This is a genomic window from Dietzia sp. oral taxon 368, assembly GCF_002999155.1.
Classification (GTDB): Bacteria; Actinomycetota; Actinomycetes; order Mycobacteriales; family Mycobacteriaceae; genus Dietzia; species Dietzia cinnamea.
The window spans coordinates 466,380-489,943 of the sequence record NZ_CP027238.1 but is presented as its reverse complement, the minus strand read 5'-3'; the positions used below and the strand labels follow the sequence as shown (position 1 = coordinate 489,943).

General features: G+C 71.4%; 22 protein-coding genes, 1 pseudogene and 1 riboswitch. Of the genes and pseudogenes, 10 read left to right on the top strand and 13 right to left on the bottom strand.

Annotation, left to right across the window (positions count from 1 at the left end; genetic code table 11):
• Window positions 1–81: 81 nt before the first annotated feature.
• From C3V38_RS02385 to C3V38_RS02375, 3 genes are read right to left on the bottom strand one after another with little or no spacing between them, the layout of a single operon-like run.
• The gene (locus C3V38_RS02385; protein ID WP_106384989.1) at window positions 82–1,266 is read right to left on the bottom strand and encodes an NAD(P)/FAD-dependent oxidoreductase; all 1,185 of its coding nucleotides are present in this window, start codon (window positions 1,264–1,266) and stop codon (window positions 82–84) included.
• Between the two features lie 4 nt (window positions 1,267–1,270).
• A complete protein-coding gene (locus tag C3V38_RS02380; RefSeq protein ID WP_106384988.1) occupies window positions 1,271–1,537 on the bottom strand; it encodes a DUF6480 family protein in 267 nt (88 codons plus the stop codon).
• Between the two features lie 32 nt (window positions 1,538–1,569).
• A complete protein-coding gene (locus tag C3V38_RS02375; RefSeq protein ID WP_254426054.1) occupies window positions 1,570–2,463 on the bottom strand; it encodes an aspartate dehydrogenase domain-containing protein in 894 nt (297 codons plus the stop codon).
• A gap of 168 nt (window positions 2,464–2,631) precedes the next feature.
• Here C3V38_RS02375 and C3V38_RS02370 point away from each other — a divergent pair, with 168 nt between their 5' ends.
• Complete coding sequence (locus tag C3V38_RS02370; protein ID WP_106384987.1) at window positions 2,632–2,856, top strand: hypothetical protein; 225 nt, start codon at window positions 2,632–2,634, stop codon at window positions 2,854–2,856.
• Here C3V38_RS02370 and C3V38_RS02365 read toward each other — a convergent pair.
• Together C3V38_RS02365 and C3V38_RS02360 are read right to left on the bottom strand one after the other, a co-directional pair.
• Complete coding sequence (locus C3V38_RS02365; protein WP_129591152.1) at window positions 2,844–3,452, bottom strand: hypothetical protein; 609 nt, start codon at window positions 3,450–3,452, stop codon at window positions 2,844–2,846. The genes C3V38_RS02370 and C3V38_RS02365 overlap by 13 nt on opposite strands.
• Window positions 3,453–3,457: 5 nt before the next feature.
• Window positions 3,458–5,260 (bottom strand): alpha/beta hydrolase, encoded by a 1,803-nt coding sequence (locus tag C3V38_RS02360; protein WP_106384985.1) that lies wholly within the window; start codon window positions 5,258–5,260, stop codon window positions 3,458–3,460.
• A gap of 94 nt (window positions 5,261–5,354) precedes the next feature.
• On the opposite strand from C3V38_RS02360, the gene C3V38_RS02355 reads away from it, so the two are divergent.
• Together C3V38_RS02355 and C3V38_RS02350 are read left to right on the top strand one after the other, a co-directional pair.
• On the top strand, window positions 5,355–5,687 hold the full coding sequence (locus tag C3V38_RS02355; RefSeq protein ID WP_106384984.1) for a WXG100 family type VII secretion target: 333 nt from the start codon (window positions 5,355–5,357) through the stop codon (window positions 5,685–5,687).
• 56 nt (window positions 5,688–5,743) lie between these two features.
• A riboswitch (TPP riboswitch) is annotated at window positions 5,744–5,840 on the top strand.
• Between the two features lie 76 nt (window positions 5,841–5,916).
• Window positions 5,917–6,693 carry a 3-oxoacyl-ACP reductase gene (locus C3V38_RS02350; RefSeq protein ID WP_371412133.1) on the top strand — a complete coding sequence of 259 codons (777 nt, stop codon included), beginning with the start codon at window positions 5,917–5,919 and terminating at the stop codon, window positions 6,691–6,693.
• Window positions 6,694–6,722: 29 nt separating this feature from the next.
• Here the strand turns inward: C3V38_RS02350 and C3V38_RS02345 are convergent, their stop codons facing one another.
• Complete coding sequence (locus C3V38_RS02345) at window positions 6,723–8,312, bottom strand: alpha/beta hydrolase (protein ID WP_063935607.1); 1,590 nt, start codon at window positions 8,310–8,312, stop codon at window positions 6,723–6,725.
• Between the two features lie 92 nt (window positions 8,313–8,404).
• Here C3V38_RS02345 and C3V38_RS02340 point away from each other — a divergent pair, with 92 nt between their 5' ends.
• Window positions 8,405–9,049, top strand: coding sequence for a sensor histidine kinase (locus C3V38_RS02340; protein WP_232303083.1), 645 nt, complete (start codon window positions 8,405–8,407; stop codon window positions 9,047–9,049).
• An 11-nt stretch (window positions 9,050–9,060) separates the two neighbouring features.
• Window positions 9,061–9,485: pseudogene (locus C3V38_RS02335) on the top strand (response regulator transcription factor).
• A 70-nt stretch (window positions 9,486–9,555) separates the two neighbouring features.
• On the opposite strand, the gene C3V38_RS02330 reads toward C3V38_RS02335, so the two are convergent.
• On the bottom strand, window positions 9,556–9,759 hold the full coding sequence (locus tag C3V38_RS02330; protein ID WP_061915486.1) for a hypothetical protein: 204 nt from the start codon (window positions 9,757–9,759) through the stop codon (window positions 9,556–9,558).
• A 133-nt stretch (window positions 9,760–9,892) separates the two neighbouring features.
• Here C3V38_RS02330 and C3V38_RS02325 point away from each other — a divergent pair, with 133 nt between their 5' ends.
• The gene (locus C3V38_RS02325) at window positions 9,893–10,816 is read left to right on the top strand and encodes an SDR family oxidoreductase (RefSeq protein ID WP_061915489.1); all 924 of its coding nucleotides are present in this window, start codon (window positions 9,893–9,895) and stop codon (window positions 10,814–10,816) included.
• A 382-nt stretch (window positions 10,817–11,198) separates the two neighbouring features.
• On the opposite strand, the gene C3V38_RS02320 is transcribed toward C3V38_RS02325, so the two are convergent.
• The 4 genes from C3V38_RS02320 to C3V38_RS02305 form a co-directional block, all read right to left on the bottom strand.
• The gene (locus C3V38_RS02320; protein ID WP_061915492.1) at window positions 11,199–12,311 is read right to left on the bottom strand and encodes an NDMA-dependent alcohol dehydrogenase; all 1,113 of its coding nucleotides are present in this window, start codon (window positions 12,309–12,311) and stop codon (window positions 11,199–11,201) included.
• Between the two features lie 80 nt (window positions 12,312–12,391).
• Complete coding sequence (locus tag C3V38_RS02315; protein WP_232303078.1) at window positions 12,392–13,933, bottom strand: aldehyde dehydrogenase family protein; 1,542 nt, start codon at window positions 13,931–13,933, stop codon at window positions 12,392–12,394.
• Window positions 13,934–14,064: 131 nt separating this feature from the next.
• Window positions 14,065–15,705, bottom strand: coding sequence for a helix-turn-helix domain-containing protein (locus C3V38_RS02310; RefSeq protein WP_061915495.1), 1,641 nt, complete (start codon window positions 15,703–15,705; stop codon window positions 14,065–14,067).
• 102 nt (window positions 15,706–15,807) lie between these two features.
• Window positions 15,808–16,746 (bottom strand): helix-turn-helix domain-containing protein, encoded by a 939-nt coding sequence (locus tag C3V38_RS02305; protein ID WP_061915498.1) that lies wholly within the window; start codon window positions 16,744–16,746, stop codon window positions 15,808–15,810.
• A 164-nt stretch (window positions 16,747–16,910) separates the two neighbouring features.
• Here C3V38_RS02305 and cysD point away from each other — a divergent pair, with 164 nt between their 5' ends.
• From cysD to C3V38_RS02290, 3 genes are read left to right on the top strand one after another with little or no spacing between them, the layout of a single operon-like run.
• A complete protein-coding gene (gene cysD, locus C3V38_RS02300; RefSeq protein ID WP_061229344.1) occupies window positions 16,911–17,828 on the top strand; it encodes a sulfate adenylyltransferase subunit CysD in 918 nt (305 codons plus the stop codon).
• The gene (gene cysC, locus C3V38_RS02295) at window positions 17,828–19,750 is read left to right on the top strand and encodes an adenylyl-sulfate kinase (RefSeq protein ID WP_106384982.1); all 1,923 of its coding nucleotides are present in this window, start codon (window positions 17,828–17,830) and stop codon (window positions 19,748–19,750) included. The genes cysD and cysC overlap by 1 nt, the downstream gene beginning before the upstream one ends.
• A gap of 35 nt (window positions 19,751–19,785) precedes the next feature.
• Complete coding sequence (locus tag C3V38_RS02290) at window positions 19,786–20,589, top strand: sulfite exporter TauE/SafE family protein (protein ID WP_254426053.1); 804 nt, start codon at window positions 19,786–19,788, stop codon at window positions 20,587–20,589.
• 113 nt (window positions 20,590–20,702) lie between these two features.
• Here C3V38_RS02290 and C3V38_RS02285 read toward each other — a convergent pair whose 3' ends face one another.
• Both C3V38_RS02285 and C3V38_RS02280 read right to left on the bottom strand, forming a co-directional pair.
• On the bottom strand, window positions 20,703–21,185 hold the full coding sequence (locus C3V38_RS02285) for an Rrf2 family transcriptional regulator (protein ID WP_061229346.1): 483 nt from the start codon (window positions 21,183–21,185) through the stop codon (window positions 20,703–20,705).
• A 138-nt stretch (window positions 21,186–21,323) separates the two neighbouring features.
• Entirely contained in the window at window positions 21,324–22,259 is a 936-nt protein-coding gene (locus tag C3V38_RS02280) for a sulfite exporter TauE/SafE family protein (protein ID WP_061915501.1), read from the bottom strand.
• Between the two features lie 447 nt (window positions 22,260–22,706).
• Here C3V38_RS02280 and C3V38_RS02275 point away from each other — a divergent pair, with 447 nt between their 5' ends.
• Complete coding sequence (locus C3V38_RS02275) at window positions 22,707–23,528, top strand: 3'(2'),5'-bisphosphate nucleotidase CysQ (RefSeq protein WP_061915504.1); 822 nt, start codon at window positions 22,707–22,709, stop codon at window positions 23,526–23,528.
• Window positions 23,529–23,564: the final 36 nt, after the last annotated feature.

Genomic DNA, 23,564 nt, shown 5'->3' with positions numbered 1-23,564 from the left:
CCTCGTCGTCACGGTCGTCCCTCGAGGCTCACACCGGTGACCACGCGCGGGCGCGCGGCGGGACGCCCGACGCCCGCCGGTTCAGACGCGACCGCGTAGGAGTTTGCGGAAGTACACGACGGGCTGGACGAACCGGTCGAACGCGTACGTGATCCGCCGTGGCACGGTGACGTCGATCCCGCGCACCGAGGGGGCCGGCCGACCGTCCCGATCGTGCTCGTCGAGCACCAGCCGGTTCCCGCTCACGGCGACGGGGATGACCGTGTAGCCGTCGTACTCCCGTAACGTCCCGCGGTCGCGGGCGGCGCGGAGATTGTCGGCCACCACCCCGACCTGCGCGCGCAGCGCGCCACCTGACGGGCGTGTGCCGACCGTCGCGGCGTCACCCAGGCCCCACACCGTGTCGACGCGCGAGTGGCGCAGGGTGCCCGGGTCGACGTCGACCAGGGCGGCGACGTCGTCGGTGGCGAGCCCCGAGTTGGCGACGAACCGGGGCGCACGGGTGTGCGGGGTGACGTAGGCCAGGTGGACGTCCTCGATGGCCGCGGGCGTCGGGCCGTCCACCGACACCGTGCGGGCGTGGTGGTCCACGGAGTCGACGCGTGACTGCTCGTGAACGGTGATGCCGTACTGCTCGATGAACGGGCGCAGCCTCCGGTCGGCGCGCTCGAGCCCGAGGAGCCCGCGGAACGGGGTCACGAGGTGCACGTCGATACGGTCGAGGACGCCCTCGCGCCGCCAGCGGTCACACGCCAGGAACATCGCCTTGAGCACGGTCCCGCCGCAGGAGGCGGGTTCGGGCGGAACCGAGAACACCACCGTGCCCTCACGGACGCGGACCAGGGCGGCGCACGCCCGGCCGGCGTACTCGGGTACGTGCGCGGACACCGCCCACCCGTCGACGTAGCCCTCCCGCAGTCCCGGGATCGCGTCCCAGTGCGGTGTCAGGCCGGGGCACAGCACGAGGTCGCGGTAGCCGACGGTGGCTCCCGTGTCGAGGGTGACCGTGCGTTCGGCCGGGTCGACACGGGTCACCGCCCGGGGGAGGAGATCCACGCCGTCGGGGATGACGGTCGCCATCGGTCGTTCGTACCGGGACATGCGGGCCCGCCCGGCCGCCGCGTAGTTGAGCATCGGCCGGTACCGGTGCACGGGGCTCGGGTCGATGAGCGCGACGCTGCGTATGCCGTCGCGCCTGAGGCGGGCGGCCAGGGAGACCCCGGCGTTGCCCGCCCCGACGATCACGGTGTCGAACGCGGCGGGCATGGCGTCAGAACACTTCGAACGCGTAGCCGACGAGGCCGATGACGACGAGGAGGACGACGACGGCGATGACCGCGATCCACACGTAGGCACTCTTGTTGCCCGGCTGGGGTGTCGGGCTCTGCTGTTCCGTCGGGCCCTGCTTGCTGGTGGCGCTGTCCGAATGCAACGAGGTGGAGTCGGAGTCCGGCGTGATGCCGGCTGGGGCCGCGCCGTGGCTGTCCACGTCGGGGCTCTGCGCGGGGTCGGGGTCTGACGGTCGGGCGTTGGCCATGAGGCACCTCTCGATCGACTGGAACCCACACGTTAGGGGCTCGGCGTAGCGCCTTCCACCGGTCGACCACCCGTGAGCACCACCACCCCCGGCCCGGCGCCCGCCGCGAGGGCACCCAGGACGTCCGCCACCGACCAGGCGGTGAGCGCGGACGTGCGGCCGCCGGAGTCGGGGTCGACGGAGTTCTCGAACCGCAGCTCGTAGCGGCCCACCGGCGACTCCCACTCGACGACGTGGCGGGTGCGTCCGACGTCCGGGTCGGCGACCACGATCACCTCGGTCCGGTCCAAGCCGAGGGTGGCCAGCGCGAGCGCGACAGACGCGTTGGAGGTGCGCGGGAACTCGAGCGCCGCCCGGCGGGCCGAGCCGCGGAACACCTCGCGAGGCTCGGTGAGCTGCTCGTCGACGTCCAGGGCGGCGGGTCGCTTGATGGTGTAGTGGCGGACGCTGGCGTCGGAGGTGCCGGCGCGGGCGGCCGCCGCGAGGACGTCGAGTCCGCCGATGGCCCCCGCGGGTACGAGCACACGACCGGCGTCCGGTCCACCGGCGAGGAGGTCTCGGGGGTAGTCGTGGCGGGCGAACACGCCGCACGAGCACACCACGATGTCCGTGCCGGTGGCGGTGACCCTCGGGATGTACTCCGCCGCCGCGTCGACGCTGCCGGCCTCTACCACCACGTCAGCCGCGTCGATGGCGGCCTCGATCTCGCTCTCCGTGCTGTTCGAGCGGAGCACGGTGCCGAGTCTCGCACCCGGGACCCGGCCCTGCTCGAGCGCCTCGATGACGGCGCCGCCGATCGCGCCGGCGCCGACTACGGCGACCTGCAGCGGAGGCCGTGGAGTGGCGGCGCCGGCCGGGCCGTCAGGGCCGGCGGCGGGGTCTGGATCGGACGAGGAACCGGCGGAGCGGGTGAGGGGAGGGGTCATGGTGGGCCCCACCGTACCCAGCGCGCGGGGAGGGGGCGGGCGTCGCGGCGCACGGCGTCGGCATCGCCTGATCCGACGCGGGTGTTGCGTACGTCACGGGGAGCGTGTAACCACCAGCATGAAGTTGTTCGGGTTCCCGTACCGGCTGACCTGCACGTCACCGCCCACGTGGACTCTGAAGACCAGAAGGTCATCGAGTGGGAGCACCCGGCCGGACACCGGTGGCGGTGGGAGTTCGTCCCGGTCGGCGACGGCGTCACCGAGGTCACCGAGTCCTACGACGGCACCACGTCCAAGGTCGGCCGCTTCCAGGAGACCAGCGGTCTGGCCGGACTGAACGTGGCCGGGATCGAGAAGACCCTGACCAAGCTCGCCGAGCGCTATCCGGCCTGACCGTTGTCGTCGTCGTCGTTCCCGGGAGCGGTGACGTCCCCGCCCGCGGCGGGGTAACAGGCGGTCTGGCCGCCGTAGGTGAAGCCCGCCCCCTCGACGTTGGCGATGCTGACCGTGTCGCCGCGCTCGTTGGCGATCCGCAGCACGTGGTGGACGGTGCCGGACATCGGGACCTCGGAGCCGTCGGTGTAGCCGTGGCCCTCGACGATCTCGCGGATGCGCGGCCAGGCCCGCCCCCACTGGTCGGCGTCCATCACCGTGGTGACGCTCAGCTGGGGCGCGTTGTAGACGTACAGGTCCACGTCGCACGCGGTGACCGCGCCGCTGGACGGGTTCTGCTGCCACCCGTCCGGGCCGAGGGTCTGCTCGACCACCATGCGGACCTCGTCGAGCGTCGCGTCCAGCGCGCGCCGGGGCTCGTCGATGGTCATGGCGTCGTTCACGGGCTGCTCCTCGGTGGTCGTGGGGGCGGCGACGGTCTGGCTGTCGGTGCATCCGGCCGCGACGGCCAGGACTCCCGCGCCCAGCGCCGCGGCCAGGGCGCGGCGGAGGGCGGCGTGGCGGAGTGCGGAGGGACGGGTCGTGGCTGTTCGCATGCCGGTCATCTCGCCAGAAGGTCGAGTCGGTCCGCAGCGATGGCGGCGAGATTGTGCAGGGAGACGGTCTCGTTCTTCGTGTAGATGCTGTGCGCGCCGACGTCCTCGCCGTTGATCCGGTTGTAGTCGTCGCGGCCGTAGCGGGTGTCGTGAGCGACCGGCTCGCCGGTCTCGGGATGGGTCCGCACCACCACGTCCGTGGTCTCCATAGACAGTTCCTCGAGCCCCCACTGCCGCGGCGGGTTGCCCAGGCCGACCGTGGTGGTGCCCACCTCGCCGAAGATCTCGTTGACGAAGTCGCCGTCCTCGGTCATGTGGAACGCCCGCCCCTCGTCGATCCCGAGCGCGTCCTTGTCCGGGAGGGGGCGCATGAGGTCCTCGGTCGGGGCCGTCTGCGTCGGATGTGTGGCGGAGGTGTCCGGGTGGAGCTCGGGGAACCCTGGACTGCCGTAGAGGGCCAGGTTGTCCACCGGGGACCGGCCGTCGACGGCGAGCTCCTGCGCGGCGATGCCGGAGGTGGTGGAGCCGTACGAGTGGCCGAACAGGGAGAGGTTCACGTCGGTCTGGGTGTTGGCCACGGCGATGCCCCGCGCCGCGTTCTCGACCTTGGACGCCTCCTGCAGCGCGAGCGTGTTGGTACCCACGCCCAGCAGGTCGGCCTTCTGGGGATGTTGGTAGGCGAGGAAGGCGATGGTGGCGTGCGACTCGCCGGGCGCGAGCTCGGTTGCAGCGAGGTTGAGGTTCTGCGCGTCGTTGACCTTGCCTATCACGCTGTCGTGCACGTTGGTGGTGTAGCCCTCGACGGACAGGGAGACATTGTCCGCGGTATCGGGATTTCCGATGGAGATCGCCACCTCGGGGAGGTCCTCGGACAGGTCGTACTCGAGCAGCATGCGGTCCGGACCGGTGGCCGCGGTCCGGGTCCGCTTCAGCGTCTCGAGGTGGCGCTCCGCCGCGTCCACCCGCGACTGCATGGAGATCATCCCGGCATAGTAGGCGTCCGACCCGCCGGGGCGGTCCCGGTACTCCTCGAGCTCCTCGCGGAGCTCGTCGACGTCCTTTCGCGCGTCGGAGATGTCCCGGTCGAGGGCCTCGCGGTTGAGCTCGTCCCGGACCTCCGACGGCAGTCCCCAGAGGTTGCGGATCGCGTCGGGCTCGTGGTCCATCATGTACTGCTGCTGGTCCGCGGTGAGCGACTCCCACCAGGTGCGGACCTGCTCGGCCGGGGCGTCCTGTGGGGGCGGCGGCGGAACGTCGTTCTGCGACTCCACGGCGTCGGAGACCGTGTCGGCGCCCCCGTCGTCGATCTTTCCCGCGGCGATCGCGCGAAGACCGTCCGCCGCGAGGGTCTCAATGTCCCGGCCGCTGCGGACCACCTCGGTGACGGTCTGCTCGATCTGGCGCTTGATCCCCTCCCGGATCAGCTTCTCCTCGGGGGTCAGGGACACCCCGAACCGGAGGTCGCTCACCACCCCGGTGTCGCCGATCCGGAACTGGTTGCCGGACGCATACATCTCGAGGCTCGTCACCTCCGCTTCGAGGAAGGTCAGCGCCGACTCCACCTGCTCGGCGGTGTTCCGGGCCGCCTGGGCCTCGGCCGCGGCGTCGGTCACCGAGTCGCGGAAATCCATGAAGTGTCGGGATGCCATCATCTCGCCGAGGGAGTTGACCCACGACTGCCATTGACCGGCGTCCCGGACCTCCTCCTCGAACGACTCCAGGGCAGCCACACGGTCGATCATCGCGTCCGCGAGACGGCCGGCGTCGGCGGCCTCCCAGTCCCGGATCTCGCCGTAGTTCAGCGCCACGTTTCTCCTCGAGGTCCATCACGCGTCGGCCACGGCCACGCTAGCATCCATTTCCGAAGTCTCACCAGGTAGTTGACCTCGATGGGAGTACGTAGTGGGCCCGTTCAACGTGGACACGAACGAACTGCGAACCAACGCTGAATCCGTCCGGAACGCCGCTGAAACAGCGCGGGGGAAGCTGGATACGACCGTGGATTCCGCACGGTCCGCCGAGCCGGGGTTCCCGGGCGAGGCCGCCGGTCCGTTCCGGGACGCCCTGACCCGCTTCTCCGCGTTCGACCAGCGGCTGGAGCGGACCGGATACTCGACCGCGGACCGTCTCGAGGATTCCGCGGACCGGTACGACCGGACGGAGGACGTGATCGAGGGGATCTTCGACGGCCTCGGCGACGCGGTCGAGGGGATCGGCAGGGCCTTCGATCGGTAGCCATCACGCCGGGGCCGTCAGTGTGCTGGCCGGACGGTGAGCGACGGCCTACGCTGGCCGGGGACACGGGGTGCTGCCCGCCGGGCGGCTGAGAACACACCCGTCGAACCTGATCTGGGTAGTTCCAGCGAAGGAATGTCGATACGCCCTCCTTTACGGGAGTGGAGTACGCGGGTCATCGCGAACCACATCGCCATCCTCCGCGCGAACCGCCGGAAAGCGAGTGGCAGTGCAGAACACACCGAGCATCGACCAGCAGATCGTCCTGGTGACCGGGGGAGCAAGAGGCCTGGGCCGCGAGATCGTCCGCTCCTTCGGGCGGGAGGGCGCCCGCGTCGTCGTCAACTACCGCCGCAGCGCCGACGACGCCGCCGACCTGGTCGGAGAGCTCGGCGCCGACCGCGCCGTCGCCGTTCGTGCCGACGTGACCGACGACGACGAGGTCCGCGCTCTCGTCGCCACCGCCGCTACTCACTTCGGCGCCCCGATCACCACCGTCGTGAACAACGCGCTCGCCGATTTTCAGTTCAACGGTGACGCCCGCCCGTCGCCGGAGACCCTGACATGGGAGAACGTGGACCAGCAACTGCGGGGTGCGGTCAAGGCGATCCTGGCGACCACCCAGGCCGTGCTGCCGGGGATGCGGGAGGCCGGGTTCGGCCGGATCGTCACCATCGGCACCAACCTCTTCCAGCATCCGGTGGTGCCGTATCACGACTACACGGCGGCCAAGGCCGCGGCGCTCTCGCTCACCCGCACCCTGGCCGCGGACCTGGGGCCGGACGGCGTGACGGTCAACATGGTCTCCGGCGGGCTGCTGCGCACGACCGATGCCAGCGCGGCCACCCCGGACGAGGTCTTTGACCTCATCGCCTCCGGAACGCCCCTGCGCCGCGTCACCACCCCGGCCGAGTTGGCGGATGCGGTCCTGTTCTTCGCCTCGCCGTGGGCGCGGGCGGTGACGGGGCAGAACCTCATCGTGGATGGCGGCCTGGTCAACGGCTGACCGGCTGGCCCGGCCCCGTCCGCCCCGACTCAGCCGGCCGCGGGGATCGGCGGCGCCGGGGCCTCGGTCACGTCGGTGTGCCCGGTGCGCAGGTACTCCACCACGGCGTCGTCGACCACGGTGTTGCCCTTGGCCACCTGGCCGTGGTCGCCGCCGGCGACGGTGATCATCTGCGCGCCCATCCGGTCCGCCAGGGCGTGCGCGCCGTGCAGCGGCGTCTGCGGGTCGCCGACGGAGTTGAGCAGTAGCGGCCGCGTCTCGAGCGCGTCGCCGCTGAGCTCGACGGGCGTGGTGATCGCGGGCGCGCCGGCACAGGCGGCGCCCGAACTGAACATCAGCCCGGTGGCGTCGAAGATGTCGCCGGTGACGAACTGGGTCCACAGGAACCCGGGGTAGTCGAGCGGCCGCGGGGCCACCCGGTTCTCGTTGCACAGCACGGCCGACTGCATGTTCAGGGCGATCATCGCCTCTTCCGGTAGCTCCGGCAACTGCGGGTCCCCGCCGCCCCCGGAGATCGGCTGTCCGGCGGCGAGGGCCTCGGCCAGCGCGGGCCACGCCGCCGACTGCGCCGCGAGCCCGCGGGTCGAGGCGAGCGTCGGGGAGGCGGCCTGGACGGCGCCGGGGGAGGCCAGCTGCCGGGCGAGTCCCTCGAGCTGCACACGGGCGGGGCCCGTCAGGGTGGCCCCGGCCATCCACGGCTCGGCGAGGGCCTGCCACACCGGCGGCACGTCGCCGATCTGCGCGGGCGGCGGGGCGAGCGTGGCGGTGGTGCCGGTCTCGGCCAGGACCTGCTCGGTCCACCGCTGGTACACCTTCAGCGGGGTGTCGCCGAGGCCGTAGACGGCGTCGTTCGCCGCGATCCACTCGAACATCGCGTGGACGCGCTGCTTGTACGGCTCGTTCTGCTGGTAGAGGACCTCGTTCCACATCCAGTCCGGGTTCGCCGCGGAGTCGAGCACCACCTTGTCGGTGTGCTGCGGGAACAGGGTGGCGTAGGCGGACCCGAGCAGGGTGCCGTACGACAGGCCGTGGATGGAGATCCGTTCCTCGCCCAGCGCCTGCCGCACCTGCTCCCAGTCGCGGGCGGTGTTCTCGGTGGTCAGGTGGCGCCAGTCGTCGCCGCTGGCGGCCTCGCACGAGGCTCGGTGGGTGGCGCCGAGCGAGGTGGCGATGGTCAGCGGGTCGGAGGCCATCGGCTCGCAGTGGAGGGGGCCGGCGTGCGCGAGGCCGCGCGGCTGGACGCCGATGAGGTCCCACTCGTCGCGCATCGCGTCCGGCCAGGTGAACATGCCGTCGTCGAAGTAGGTGAGGGAGTCGCCGCCGGGGCCGCCCGCGTTGCCGAAGAGGGAGCCGCGCCGCGCGCCCGGGTCGCGCGCCGGGAGCTTGGAGACCGTGACGTCGATCGTGTCGCCGTCAGGCCGCGAGTAGTCCTGCGGGACGGTCACGGCCGCGCAGACCGCGCCGGGGGTGGTCACCGTCTCCGGGCACGGGCCCCACGCGAGAGAGGAGGCCGGGGCGGGAACCGCCTGCACGGACGGTACGGTCGGCGCGGCTACCGCGAGTCCGGGAACGACGACGGCGAGGGCCGCGAGCGCAGCGGCGAGACGTGGGGACATCATTCGGCTTCGGCGACTGGGCATAGGCCAAGCATTCCAGAAGCCTGCGCTGAGAACGAGGCCATGACGGATGTCATCAGTGACCGGGCGTGGCCATGTCGATGGCGGGCACCCGCATCTCGGTGGGCGTCGCCGACCGTGAGGCGACGCTGCGCCGCGCCCTGGGCGTGGCCGAGGAGCGCGACCGCATGGTCCGCGGCCTCCACGACTTGCTGGGCCACACCCTCACCGCCCTGACGATCCGAACCCAGCTCGCGCGGGCTCTGGTGGACACCGATACGGCGGCGACGCGGGGCGAGCTGGACACCATCGAGGACCTCACCCGGTCCGAGCTGCAGGAGATGCGGCAGACCGTCGCCGGCCTGCGCGCCGCCGACCCGGCGAAGGAGGTGGACGAATTGTCGCGGTCGCTGCGGTCGGCGGGCGTCGACGTCGTCGTCGGAACCCCCTCCCTCGTCCCACCCGCGCACGCCGAGCTCGTCGCCTGGACGGTGCGGGAGGCGGGGACCAACATCGCGCGCCACTCGGGCGCGCGGCACGCGACCGTGGAGTTCGGCATCGCGGGCCTGCGGATCTGCGACGACGGCGAGGGGGTCGACTCCCACCGGTCACGCGCCGCCGGCGGGTCCGGCCAGGGACTGCGCGGGCTGGCGCAGCGGGCCGACGAGGTGGGTGCCCGGCTGGCGGTGCGCGAGCAGGTCGGCGGGGGTACCGTCGTGGAGCTGGGGTGGGAGCGGTGAGCGGGGGACCGCTGTCGGGTGCGCCGATCCGGATCATCCTCGCCGACGACCGGGCGTTCGTGCGCGGTGGGCTCGCGGCGCTGCTGGCGCGAGAGCCCGACATCGAGGTGGTGGCCGAGGTCGAGCGGGTTCCTGGTCAAGGACACCCCGGCGCGCGAACTGACCGAGGCCGTTCGGAGGGTCAACGCGGGGGAGACGGTGGTCGATGCCCAAGCTGGCACGGGAGTCGATGGCCGCCGGCCCGGACCCTCTGACCCCGCGCGAGAAAGACGTCCTGCGCGAGGCGCTGACAGGGGCCCGGATCGCCGACATCGCGGCCGAGCTACATCTGACGCAGAGGACGGTGCGCAATCACCTGTCCTCGGCCATCGCCAAGACCCACACCTCCACCCGCGGCGAGGCGGCGAGGGAGGCGCAGGTGCGTGGCTGGCTGTGAGGTGTGTCGACCCAGCCCGCTCACCGGCGGGCAACCGGGGTGGAGTGCCCCACCCCACCAGGCCGGCAGGTCAGGCGGACGGCGAGGTGTTGGTGCCGCCGTCGTTGATCTCGAAGCGGGTCCACTTGCCGTCCATGTCGACCTCCATGGCGTACCCGAGCGCGTCGTCGGGAACCTCGACCGTCTTGAACCAGTCGTACGCCTTGGTGTCGTCAGCGAACTCCTTCTCGTCGATCACGTTCTGCTCGGGGTCAATCACGCGGTAACGGGGCATGCTTGCTCCTTGGTCTCGTGGGAAGTTGAGTTCTCTTCCGCAGTGTGGGGGATTCGGCGCGGGCTCGCATCCGGACGGGCGGCCGTCCGCGGCGGGTACCTTCGATCCGGACAGTCGATCCAGGAGGCCACAGATGAGCACCGACCCCACCGCTACCCCCTCCGGCCAGCAGAGCTCCGCGGCTCCGGTCGATCCCACCACCAAGTTCCAGGTGGAGATCCCGATGCAGTCGCAACCCGCCCCGGGGCTGGCCTCCGAGCTCGTGCCCCCTGCCGACCACGGTGAGGCGTCGTATGTCGGGCACGGTCGTCTGACCGGTCGGCGCGCCCTCATCACCGGCGGGGACTCCGGGATCGGTCGGGCGGTCGCCATCGCGTTCGCGCGCGAGGGGGCCGACGTGGCGATCGGCTACCTGCCCTCCGAGCAGTCCGACGCCCACGAGGTGGCCGAACTCGTCCGCGGGGCGGGTCGGACGTGTGTGCTCCTGCCAGGCGATGTCGGGGACGAGCCCACCGCGCGGGGCATCGTCCGCGACGCCGTCGCCGGCCTCGGCGGGATCGACGTGCTGGTGCTGAACGCCGCACGGCAGACTTTCGTCGAGAAACTCGAGGACCTGTCCTCCGATCAGTGGGCGGAGACGATGAACGTCAATGTGAACGCCCCGTTCTGGATGATGCAGGAGGCGCTGCCACACCTGCAGCCCGGTGCGAGCGTCATCTTCACCTCGTCGGTGCAGGCGTACACCCCGTCAGCTGGCCTGGTGGACTACGCCACCTCGCGGGCGGCCGTGAACACCATGTCCAAGTCGCTCGCACAGCAACTTGCGCCGCGCGGGATCCGTGTGAACTCGGTGGCGCCGGGCCCGTTCTGGACAGCGTTGCAGGTGAGCGGGGGAAAGAAGGCCGAGGAGTTGCCGTACCACGGGCAGAAGAACCCGCTCGGCCGACCCGGTCAGCCCGTCGAGATGGCGGGCGCGTACGTGTACCTGGCTTCGGAGGAGTCGTCTTACACCACCGGGAACACGCTCTCGGTGACCGGCGGCGCCCCCACGCCCTGACTCGGCGGGACCCGGATCGCGGTCGCCCGCGGGGCTCGCGGCGTTGTCGGCCGCCGGCTTCGCGGCCGCAGGCGCGCCAGACGTCCCCCCCCCCAACCGCCCTCCCGGATGGCGTCTGGCGCGTACCGCGGGGCAGGCGAGGCGCCATGGCCGCGGGCGGCTGTGGACTGGGCGGGCAAGGGCACGGGCGAGACGCCATCTGCCCGGGCGAGACGCCATCTGCCCGGGCGAGACGCCATCCGCGGGAGCGGGTGGCGACAGATGCACCGACGCGCGCCGCCCAGGGGGTGGGGCGACGCGCGTCGGGAGAGGAGCCGATCACCGAGATGGCGGCGCGCCGTCCCGCGGGTGGGCCGACTCCGGTATGTGGGCCCGCGGGAGATCAGGCGTCGTGGATCAGCACACCTCGCAGGTTCTTGCCGTTGCGCAGGTCCTCGTACCCCTGGTTGAGGGTCTCCAGGGTGTACGTGGTGGTGACCAGCTCGTCGAGCTTGAGTTTGCCCTCGTCGTACAGGCGCAGCAGCTTGACGATGTCGTACTGCGGGTTGGCCGAGCCGAACAGCGAGCCCTTGATGGTCTTCTGGAACAGGGCCATCATCGTGCCGTTTACCTGCACCGTCTTGTCGACCATGTTCCCCATACCGGTGATCACCACCGTGCCGCCCTTGCCGATGATGTCGAACGCGTCCGAGACCACCTGCTCCTCGAGCGAACCCACGAGGATCAGGGCCTGGTCTGCCATCTGCCCCCACGTCAGCTTCTCGACCTCCGCGTGGGCTTCGGCGGCGGTGGCGAAGGCGTGCGTGGCGCCGAACTTCATGGCCTCGTCGCGCTTGAACTCGATGGGATCCACCACCACGACGTGCCGGGCGCCCGAGTTCGCGGCACCCTGGACGGTGTTGATCCCGAGTCCGCCGACGCCGTAGATCACCGTGGTGTCGCCCTGGCGGACGTTGCCGGCGTAGGTGGCGGTGCCCCAGCCCGACGGCACGCCACAGCCCACGAGGACGGCCTTGTCGAGCGGTAGCCAGTCGTCCACCTTGACCACCGAGTGCTCCGAGATCACCGAGCGCTCGGCGAACGTCCCCAGCATGCAGAAGGCGCCGAAGTCCTGGCCGCCGGAGTGGAACCGGCACGTCCCGTCGGGCATGTGGCCCTCGAGGATGGTGGCGCCCATGTCGCAGAGGTTCTGCCGACCGGTGGAGCAGTAGCGGCAGGTACCGCAGCTGGGGATGAACGAGCACACCACGTGGTCGCCGGGCTTGACCTTGGTGACGCCGGTGCCCACGGCCTCGATGATGCCGGCGCCTTCGTGGCCGCCGACGATCGGGAAGCGGGGCATGAAGTCGCCGTCCGACAGGTGCAGGTCGGAGTGGCACAGGCCGGCGGCCGTGTACTTAATGAGTACTTCGCCGGGGCCGGGATCGTCGAGGTCGAGTTCCACGATCTCGAACGGCTGGCCGGTCTCGAACATGACGGCTGCTCTGGTCTTCACAGTCGTGTTCCTTTCTGATTGGAAAGCGGGACGGGTGAGGAGGGGATGGTGTGGGACGCGGGCGAGGGGAGGTGCTCAGCTCACAGCTGGATGTTGACCGACCGGGTCTGGGTGTAGAGGTCGAGCGCGCCGGCGCCGAGTTCGCGGCCCCAACCGGACTGCTTGAACCCGCCGAACGGCATGGCGGTGTCGAAGCCGTTGTACTGGTTCACCCACACGGAACCGGCCTGCAGGCGGCTGGCCACCTGGTGGGCCTTGGAGAGGTCCTTGGTCCATACGCCGGCGGCGAGTCCGTACATCGAGTCGTTGGCCTGTCGGACGGCGTCGTCGACGTCGGTGAACCGCAGGGCGGAGACGACGGGGCCGAAGATCTCCTCCTTCACGACCCGGTCCTCGGGCTTGACGTCTACGAACACCGTCGGCTGGATGAAGAAGCCGGTGTCGCCGTGGCGGGCCCCGCCGGTCAGGGCGCGGCCGCCGTCCTCGATTCCGGCGCGCAGGTAGTAGGAGACCTTGTCGAACTGGTCCTGGTCCACCACGGGCCCGAGCACCGTGTCGGGGTCCAGCCCGTGGCCGATGGTGGCCTGCGCAGCTGCGTCGGCCACGGCCTGGGTGAACTCCTCGTAGATGGAGTCCTCGACGTAGAGGCGGGTGCCGGCGGTGCAGGCCTGGCCGTGGTTGAACATCCACGCGGCGACCGACCCGGCCACGGCGGCGTCCCAGTCGCAGTCGGCGAAGACGATGTTGGCGCTCTTGCCACCCAGTTCGAGAGAGACCTTCTTGAGGTTGCCCTTGGCGGCGTCCACGATGAGCTTGCCGACCTCGGTGGAGCCGGTGAAGGCCACCTTGTCCACGTCGTCGTGGCCGGAGATCGCGGCGCCGGCATCGCCGAAGCCGGTGATGATGTTGACCACGCCGTCGGGCACGCCGGCCTCCTGGCAGACCTCGCCGAGCAGGAGCGCGGTGAGCGGGGTCTGCTCGGCCGGCTTGAGGACGAGGGTGTTGCCGGTGGCCAGGGCGGGGCCGAGCTTCCAGGCGGCCATGAGCAGCGGGAAGTTCCAGGGGATGATCTGCCCACACACGCCCACGGGGACGCGCTGGGTGTAGGCGTGGAACTGCTTGTCGCCGGCGAACGGCATGGACACCGGGACGGTGGAGCCCTCGATCTTGGTGGCCCAGCCGGCGTAGTAGCGGAACACGTCCGCGGCCCAGGCCACGTCGACGGCGGTGGCGATCGCGACGGACTTGCCGTTGTCGAGCGCCTCGATCTGACCGAACAGTTCGGCCTTGGCGTCGAGCAGGTCGCCGATGCGCCACAGGATCTGCTCGCGCTCGCGCGGCTTCATGGTGGCCCAGGCGCCGTCGTCGAAGGTGCGGCGGGCGGCGGCCACCGCGCGGTCCACGTCCTCGGGCCCGCCGTGGGCGACCCGGGTGATCTCGGCACCGGTCGCAGGGTCGTGGGTGGCGAAGGTGCGGCCGTCGGCGGCGTCGACCCACTGTCCGCCGATGAGCAGGCGATGCGGGCGGGCCAGGAAGTCGCGGGCCTCGGCGCCCAGGCGCTCGTCGACGTGCGCGCCGGAGTCGGTGCTCGAGCCGGTGTCGCGGGAGAGTGTGCCGGTCATAATTTCCTCCGAAGATCCGACCGCCTCGGTTGTGAGGCCGATCACAACTCATCCTGGGGGCGGGTCGGCCCTCCGGAGTGTTCAGTTTCTGGACACGCGAGTGGACACGGTGACGGCGTGCACCGGGCGCGTCAGGACAGCCCGAACTCCCGCATCCGGGCGTACAGCGTGGTCCGGCTGATCCCCAGTCGCCGGGCGGCCCGCGAGCGCACCCCGCCGCACTCGGTGAGGGCGGCGACGATCGCGTCGTACTCCCCGCGGGCCAGCTCTCCGGGCCGTGGCGGGCGCGCCGAGCGGGACCGCGACGGCAGCGCGTCCACGTCGAGGGTCGCGGCGCACTTCTGCTCGAGCCGGGTCAGGCAGTCGCCGAGGACCGCGCGCAGGGTCACCAGGCCGTTGGGTAGGTCGAGCACGCAGGCCGTCTCCACGAACCGCGACGTCACCGTGGGTGGCCGACTACCGCGCCGCGCGGCCAGGTCGGCGACCATGCGGCGGACGATCTCCTCGCCCTCGGTGCCGCGCTCGTGGAGGGGGCGGACCTCTGTCCGCCGGTCGCACAGGTCGAGTATCGCCGTCACCGCGGGGCGCGGGTCGTCGCGACTGGTGACGACGACGAGGTGCTCTCCAGCCGATTCCATGCGCGCGGCCAACCGGCGCAGATCGGCGTCGTCCAACAGGTCGATGTCGTCCAGGATCACCGGCCCGGAAAGTTCACGGAGTGCGGGCGCGACCATCTCCCGCCATGCCGTCGCGGCGTCGTCCGCCTCGGCGAGCCGGAGATGGCGGGCCCCGGGGCCGGCGATCGCCCTCGCCGTCGTCGACCTCCCCGATCCCGACGGCCCCCGGACGGCGTGCCTCCGCACCACCGTCGCGGGGGCGGCGACGACGATCCGGGGCGCGAGCGTGGGCGCGGGCGCGGGCGTGGGCGCACCGGGCGACTCGGGGAACGTGAGGTCCAGCAGGTGCCCGCGGCGCCCCACGCGGCTGGTGGCCACCCCCACGGTGCCCACCGACAGCTCGACGACCTCACCCACATCGTCGCGCTCGACCAGACGGCGGAGGGTGACGAGGTCACGGGAATCCAGTCGCTCCAGGCTCGAGTGCGAGGCCAGCACCACCTCGTCCCCGAACGCGCACGTCGCGGTGTCGAAGGAGCGGGTGCGCTCGACGAAGCGGCGCCAAAGTTCCCGGTCGTCCGCGCGGGCGGTGTCGACGTAACGGGCTTCGATGTCGGCCACGACCTTCCGGACGAAGGGTGCGAACAGTCGGGATGCGTCCGCGGTCATGCCCGTGAGGTTGACCGCGCCCACCAGGCGTCGGGTGAGCGGATCGATGATCGGGTGGCCGTAGCAGACGAAGTCGCGTAGGACCTCGGCGAAGTGCTGCTCACCGTGGATGAACACCCCGGCCCGCGTCTCGAGCGCCGTGCCGATGCCGTTGTTGCCCAGGGCCTCCTCCGTGAGCTCGGCGCCTTCGTCGACGCCCCGCCGGAGCAGCATGCGGGAGATCCGCGCGTTGTCGCGTGCCGTCCTGATGACACGGCCCTCGCGATCTGCCAGCACGAGGCTGGCGCCGGTGTCCTGCAGGACGGTGTCGAGCCCGTCCATCACCGGGCGCGCGGCCTCGGTCAGGCGGTGGGAGCGGGCGGCCCGCGGGTCGGGCGCCCCCGGGCGGGCGCTGTGCGGGGTCAGGCCGCTCAGCTCGGACCGACGCCACGCCAGGTCCAGCGGGTTCGCATCGGGCGAGTGGGACGGGTGGGCGGTCCGGGGCATGGTCACCTCCGATAGGGCGGGAATGTGATCCACACCATACGGGCGTGGCGGCGATCGCGCTGCCTCGAGAGGCGGGGAGTCGCGCGCCCGGGTGGGGGGCCGTCAAGCGCGGCTCGCCGCGTGGGCCGGGTGTACGAGGTGGGAGGGGAGTGCGGCTGTCCTCGCCGCGGGCGGGCGCGAGGCGAGGCGGGCGGAGACGTCGGCCGCGCACTTTGTCACGGCCTCGGCAGCGCGGGCGACCGAGCGGCCCGTCATCCGGCGACCCGGGGCGACGGCCACGGACCCGACCGCCCGCCCATCGGCCCGCAGCACCGGTGCCGCCACCGAGGCTACGGCCAGATCCGCGGCGCCGCCGAGTTCGGCGTCGGTCACGTCGATCTCCGAGAGCTCGACGAACAGCTCGGACACGCGGTCGCGGACCAGAGCGCCGATACCGGAGGTCTCCAGCGAGTCGGCCATCCGCAGCAGCTCACGGCGGGCCGGGGTGAGCCGCTCGATGGACCAGCCACGTCGCGCGATCTGTGGGAGCACCACCTCGAGCCGGTCGCGCGCGGCGGTGGTCAGCCCCGCCGCGTCGGCCAGCCACTGACGTTGCTCGCCCAGGGGTAGTCGGGCCGCCAGCTCGCGGGCGAACGGGGCGCGCACCGGCACCACGTGGCCGACGGGCAGCGCCTCCCGGGAAGCGGTGCGCATGCCGGCGCCGACCGAGTCGACGACCTCGGCCATCCCGTCGCGGACCTCGAACACCACCGCCGCGATCCCGGTGGCGTCCGCCAGGGCCTCGAGCGGCTGGCGCGCGGCCCGGACCAGGTCGACCTCCGTGGCCAGCGCCGCGCCCACCTCGCGCAGTGCCGGCCCGGCCCGCCACCCGGCCCGCGTCTTCTCCGCCCACCCCTGGGCGTCCATCTCCGCCAGGACCGCGTGGAGGGTCGAGCGACTCGCCCCGGCCATCCTGGCGATCTCCGTCAACGGCAGGGGCGGGCCGTCGGTGGCGAGCGCGCGGAGCGCCGCGAGCACCCGGTGGGTCGGTTCGTGTCGCATATCCGTCATCATATGTCGGAGTTTCGACGGGGCGGGGGTGATTGCCCTCGGCGAGATGGAAAACCGGGCGGGGCGGGCGCAGGATGGTCCGGACGCCCGAAGGTAGACAGATCGGTCTGCCGTGCTGTCCGGTCCGCCGGCCAGCCCACGACACTGGAGGTCGCATGACGACGAGGTCGGCGGTGACGCTCTCGCATCTCGACGCGCTCGAGGCGGAGTCCGTCCACATCTTCCGCGAGGTAGCCGCACAGTTCGAACGCCCGGGGATGCTGTTCTCCGGCGGCAAGGACTCGGTGGTGATGTTCCACCTCGCCCGCAAGGCCTTCTGGCCCGCGCCGATGCCGTTCCCGCTCATGCACGTCGACACCGGCCACAACTTCGACGAGGTCATCGACTACCGCGACCGCGTGGTCGAGGAGACCGGTGTCCAGCTGCTCGTCTCCCACGTCCAGGACGACATCGACGCCGGCCGCGTGGTCGAGGACACGGGGGTCGGCGCGAGCCGCAACCGCCTCCAGACCACCGCCCTGCTGCGCGGGATCCAGGAGAACCGATTCGACGCCGTCTTCGGTGGCGCCCGCCGCGACGAGGAGAAGGCCCGCGCCAAGGAGCGCGTCTTCTCCTTCCGCGACGCGTTCGGCGCCTGGGACCCGCGCGCCCAGCGGCCCGAGCTGTGGAAGCTGTACAACGGCAAGCACCGCAAGGGCGAGCACATCCGCGTGTTCCCGCTGTCCAACTGGACCGAGCTGGACATCTGGCAGTACATCGAGCGCGAGGACATCGACCTGCCGCCGATCTACTACGCCCACGAGCGCGAGGTCATCGAGCGCGACGGCATGCTCCTCGCCAAGACCCGCTTCCTGGAGACGCTGCCGCACGAGGAGGCGCGCACTGAGCTCGTGCGTTTCCGCACCGTCGGCGACGCCACCTGCACGGGCTGCGTCGAGTCCGACGCCGCCGACAACGCCGCCGTCGTCGCCGAGGTCGCGGGCACCCGCGTCACCGAACGCGGCGCCACCCGCGCCGATGACCGGATCTCCGAGGCCGGCATGGAAGACCGCAAGAAGGAGGGCTACTTCTGATGAGCACCCCCACCACGGACACCGCGCCGGCCGCCGCCGAGAGCGCCGCCGAGCAGCTGCAGACCATGGCCGAGCACGCGCAGCTGCTGCGCATCGCCACCGCCGGCTCCGTCGACGACGGCAAGTCGACGCTCATCGGCCGGCTGCTGTTCGACTCCAAGGGCATCTTCGAGGACCAGCTCGCCTCCATCGAGGCCACCTCGGCCAAGCGCGGCGACGAGTACACCGACCTCGCGCTGCTCACCGACGGGCTGCGGTCCGAGCGCGAGCAGGGCATCACGATCGACGTCGCCTACCGCTACTTCTCTACCCCGCGGCGCAAGTTCATCATCGCGGACACCCCGGGCCACGTGCAGTACACGCGCAACATGGTCACCGGTGCCTCGACGGCCGACGTGGCGATCATCCTCGTCGACGCCCGCAAGGGTGTGCTCGAGCAGACCCGCCGCCACGCGTTCCTGTCCGCACTCCTGGGCATTCCGCGCCTGGTCGTGGCCGTGAACAAGATGGACCTGGTGGACTACGACGAGGCCACCTTCGAGGCCATCCGCACCGAGTTCACCGACTTCGCCGCCAAGCTCGAGGTCCACGACGTCACCTTCGTGCCGCTCTCGGCGCTCAAGGGCGACAACGTAGTCAACAGAGCGGTGGACTCGACCGATTCAATGCCCTGGTACACGGGCCCGGCGTTGCTCGACCATCTCGAGAACGTGCACATCGCCTCGGACCGGAACCTCACCGACGTCCGGTTCCCCGTGCAGTACGTGATCCGCCCCCAGCGCGCCGACGGCTTGGATCACCGGTCCTTCGCCGGAACCGTCGCGGGTGGGATCATCAAGGTCGACGACGACGTGGTGGTCATGCCGTCCGGGCGGCAGTCCACGGTCAAGGCGATCTGGGGCCCGGGCGGGGCGGAGCTGGACGAGGCCGCGGCCCCCGCAGCGGTGACGATCGCGCTGAACGACGAGATCGACATCGTCCGCGGCGAGATGATCGCCCGGCCCGGTAACCGGCCGCACCAGGGCACCGAGCTCGAGGCCATGGTCTGCTGGTTCGCCGACGACACCACCCTCGAGACCAACAAGCGCTACATCGTCAAGCACACGACGCGCGAGTCCAAGGCGATCGTGACGGGGATGGAGTACCGGCTCGACGTCAACACGCTGCACCGCGACCCCGACTCCACCGAGCTCCAGCTCAACGAGATCGGGCGCATCGGCCTGCGCACGCAGACGCCGCTGATGTACGACCCCTACCGTCGCAACCGCGACACGGGCGCGTTCATCCTCGTGGACGAGATCACCGGGAACACGGTGGGTGCTGGCATGATCATCGGGCCCGCCACCACCGGTTCCAACGTCGTCTGGCACGCCGGGGCCGTCCAGCGCGGCGACCGCGGGCAGGGCCGCACCCTGTGGCTGACGGGCCTGTCGGGTTCGGGCAAGTCGACCATCGCCTCCGAGGTCGAGCGTCTGCTCATCGAGTCCGGTCATCCGGCGTACATCCTCGACGGCGACAACCTGCGCCACGGCCTCAACGTCGACCTCGGGTTCTCGGCCGAGGACCGGGCGGAGAACATCCGCCGCACCGCCGAGGTGGCGGCGCTGTTCGCCGATGCCGGCGTCGTCGTCATCTGTTCCCTCATCTCGCCCATGCGCGCCGACCGGGACGCGGCGCGCCAGGTCCACGCCAAGGCCGGCCTGCCGTTCACCGAGGTGTTCGTGGACACCCCGCTGGCCGAGTGCGAGGCCCGCGACCCCAAGGGCCTCTACGCCAAGGCGCGCGCGGGCGAAATCGCCGAGTTCACCGGCGTCTCCGCGCCGTACGAGCCGCCGCTGACCCCGGACCTGCACATCCGTCCCGAGGACGGCACCGCAGAAGAGGTCGCGCAGCGGATCCTCAGCTCCATCCTGGGAATCTGAGCCGGTGCCCGAGGCCCTGTGCGGCGCTCATCCTCGTGGGCATCCCACCGACGGCGGCCGTCGCCAACGACCTGGTTGTCAACGCGGTCAACAAGGTCGTGGGCGCGGGCGTGCACTGGAGGCACGGTAAACCCAATCTCAAGATCGCCCTCTGGCTGATCATCGGCTCGGTGCCGACGGCGTACCTCGGCGCGTGGCTCGTGCACGCGATCGGTGCCGAGGACGTGCAGGGGATGCTCAAGAAGGCCATCGGCGCGACCCTCATCGTGGCGTCGACGGCGTACTTCCTGCGGGCGTTCTTCGAGATGTCCGGGCGCATCCGCACCGGTGACGATCCCGACCCGCCGGTCAAGCCGGTGCTCACGCTGCTCGTCGGTGTGATCGGCGGACTGATGGTGGGCATCACCTCGGTGGGCTCGGGCACCGTCATCATGATGTGCATCATGCTGCTCTACCCGACGCTCGCCGCGCTGCGGCTGGTGGGTACCGACCTCGTGCAGGCGGTCCCGCTGGTCATCGCGGCCGCGATCGGGCACGTCATGGTGACCGGCGTCGACTGGAACCTGCTCGTGCCGCTGCTCATCGGCGGGGCGATCGGCACGTTCTTCGGCTCCAGGTTCGCCGGGCGCGTGCCGGGTGGGCTCATCCGCCGCGGCATCACGATCGTGCTCGCCGTGACGGCCTCGGCCATGCTCGGCGCCTCGCCGTTGTTGATCGGAATCATCACGCTGGTGCTGGTCGTGGGCGGCCCGTTGGTCTGGAAGGCGCTCGTACGCCGGTTCTCGGTGCACCTCGACCGGCCGGCGGTGCAGCGGCCCGGGGCGTCGACTCACGCCTGAGCCGGGCCGCTCACGCAGCCGCTCCTGGCCATGGCGTCTCGCGCGCACCGCGGGGTGGGCGAGACGCCATGGCCAGGAGCGGCTGCGTTGTGGGCGTGCAGGGGCTGGCGCGACTAGCGGGGTTCCCAGGCGTCGGTGTCGAGGGTCAGCTCGTGAACCTCTCCCGGCAGGTGCCCGGCGGCCAGGTCGGCGATCGTCACCGCGTCCATCACCCGGCGCAGCGCCGCCCGCGACGCGATCCACACGTGCTGCAGGACCGCCGCGCGCTCGTTGTAGACCACCGCCTCGGGCCGGACGTCGTAAACGCTGACCAGTGGCCCGTCGACGGCCCGCATCACGTCGGCGACCGTGATCTCGCCGGCGTCCCGGCCGAGGAACCACCCACCGGTCTTGCCGCGACGGCTGGCGACCAGGCCCGCGCGACGCAGGTCCGAGAGGATCGCCTGGAGGAAGCCGTGCGGGATGTCCTGTAGCCGCCCCAGTTCCTCCGCGCTGACCGGGCTGTCCCTCGGGTCGCGGGCGGGGTCGTCGCTGCGGGCCGCCGCGAGTTCGACGAGCGCACGCAACGCGTAGTCGGACTTGGCGGTGACCCTCATGGGACACAGTCTCCCAGAGCCGCTGCCATCGCGAGTGGGGGAGTGGCCAGGTCCAGCGCCTTGAAACTGGGCGGACGTCCAGTTGGACAAGTAGCCAAGACTGTACGCCAGCGGACAGTCGTTCCCCGCGCTCACATTTCAACTGTGGACCGTGGCCGGTCCCGCGCTCGCGGACGGGGCGGGCCGTCCGGAGGTGCTGAGCTCGTCGTCGTCGCCCCGGCTTCTCCTCTCGGCGAGAACGGCCCACGCGATCAGTCCGAACCAGACGGCGACCAGGGCGAGGAGGATCGGGTTGGTGGCCGCGGACGGCACCTCGGCCCAGAGCAGCAGGGTGCGCACATTGGTCACCACGATGAGGCCGCCGGCCGCGGTGCCGAGCACGCGCGCGGGCAGGTGCTTGACCAGCCACGCGGCGAACGGCGCGACGATCACGCCGCCGATGAGCAACGCCAGCGCGTAACCCCAGTCGATCCCGGCGGCGCCCAGGCCGAGGAGGAAGCCGAGCGAGCCGCCCACGGCCACCACGAACTCCGAGGTGTCGATCGAGCCCACGACCTTGCGGGGTTCGACCCGGCCCGACGACAGCAACGAGGTCGTGCCGACGGGACCCCATCCGCCGCCGCCGAGCGAGTCGAGCGTCCCGCCCACGAGGCCGAGCGGGACGAGGAAGGCCGTGCGGACGCGGCCCTTGAACTCGGGGCGCCGGCCGCCGAGCGCGAGGAAGCGGTACAGGACGTAGAGGCCCAGCGCGAGAAGGATGACGCCCACGACCGGCTTGGCCACGTCGGCCGGGAGGTTGCTGAGGATGGTGGCGCCGGCGAACGCGCCGATCGCGCCCGGGACGGCGAGGATGCGCACGATCCGCCAGTCCACGTTGCCGAGTTTGTGGTGGGAGAAGCCCGAGGCGAGGGTGGTGCCGATCTCGGCGAAGTGCACGGACGCCGACGCGGCCGCCGGTGCGATACCGGCCGCGACCAGCAGCGTCGTGGAGGTGACGCCGTAGGCCATGCCAAGGGAGCCGTCGATGAGTTGGGCGATGGCGCCGACCACGCCGAGCACGATGAGAGTCTTCATGGGCACCCCTTGGAGGTAGTGGGTTCATTAAGTCGAGTAAGACAGTAGACATAAAGGTGCAGCCTTGTCTAGACCGATCTGTCTACCCCTCCGGCGCGGCCGTCTCCGGCGTCTCGCACGATTGCGCGACACCACTTTCCGCTATAAGAGATTTGTGACAATATAGGTGGACCGCGCCGGCAAAGGGGACCGGCGCCATGCTCGAGGAGCCCATGAACGAGGTCGGAGAGCGCGCGTGCTTTGTCGAGGAGACCGCGGACGGGGCCGTGTGGGGTTGCCAGCGCTGCGGGGCCCGGAGCGGCACGTTGCCGTCACGGGGAGCGGCGCGGGTGGCGGCCGATGCGCATCGTTGTCCGGATCAGCCCGCCCGCGTCGCGCGCGAGTACGGACACGGTCGGCGCAGGGGACTCCGGTCGCGCTGGCGGTGATCCTCCTAGGCTGGAGGCCATGATCTCCGCCACGCGCACCCCGGACCAGCAGCTCGCCGTCGACCTCGCCACGGACGCCGGCCGTCTGCTGGTGGAACTGCGGTCCTCCGGGCCCACCGGGCGTACGCTCGGCGACATCGGCGACCGCCGGGCCAACGACCTCCTGCTCGAGCGGCTCGCCGACGCACGTCCGGACGACGCCGTCCTGTCCGAGGAGTCCAAGGACGATCTCTCCCGCGTGGACGCCGACCGCGTGTGGATCATCGACCCCGTCGACGGCACCCGCGAGTACGGGCTCGGCGACCGCCCCGACTGGGCCGTGCACGTGGCGCTGTGGGAGCGCGACGGCGACCCTGCGACATCACGACTCACCGCAGCCGCGGTCGGGTTACCGGCGCTCGGGGTGGTGTGTGGGGTCGACGACGACGAGATCTACGCCGCACCCGTGGGCAACGGCGGGGTCGACGGGGGAGGCCTCCTCCCGCCCCGCGTGGGCTCACGGCCGCGGATCGTCCTCTCGGCCTCCCGCCCGCCCGCGTTCGCCCGTGCCGTGGCCGGCGCGGTGGACGGGGACCTGGTGCCGTTGGGCTCGGCCGGCGCCAAGACGGCGGCCGTCGTCCGCGGCGAGGCGGACGCCTACATCCACGCCGGCGGGCAGTACCAGTGGGACTCCGCGGCGCCGGCCGGCGTGGCGTTGGCCCGTGGGTTCGTCGCCGTGCGGATCGACGGCTCCCCGCTCGAGTACAACGTCGCGGAAACCTACCTGCCGGACCTCGTCGTGTGCCGCGCCGACCTCGCCGACGCGATCCTCGGTGCGATCGCCGACACCGACCCGGCCTGATCTACCGGCCCCGTCGCGCGTCGGCTCGAGGGGGCC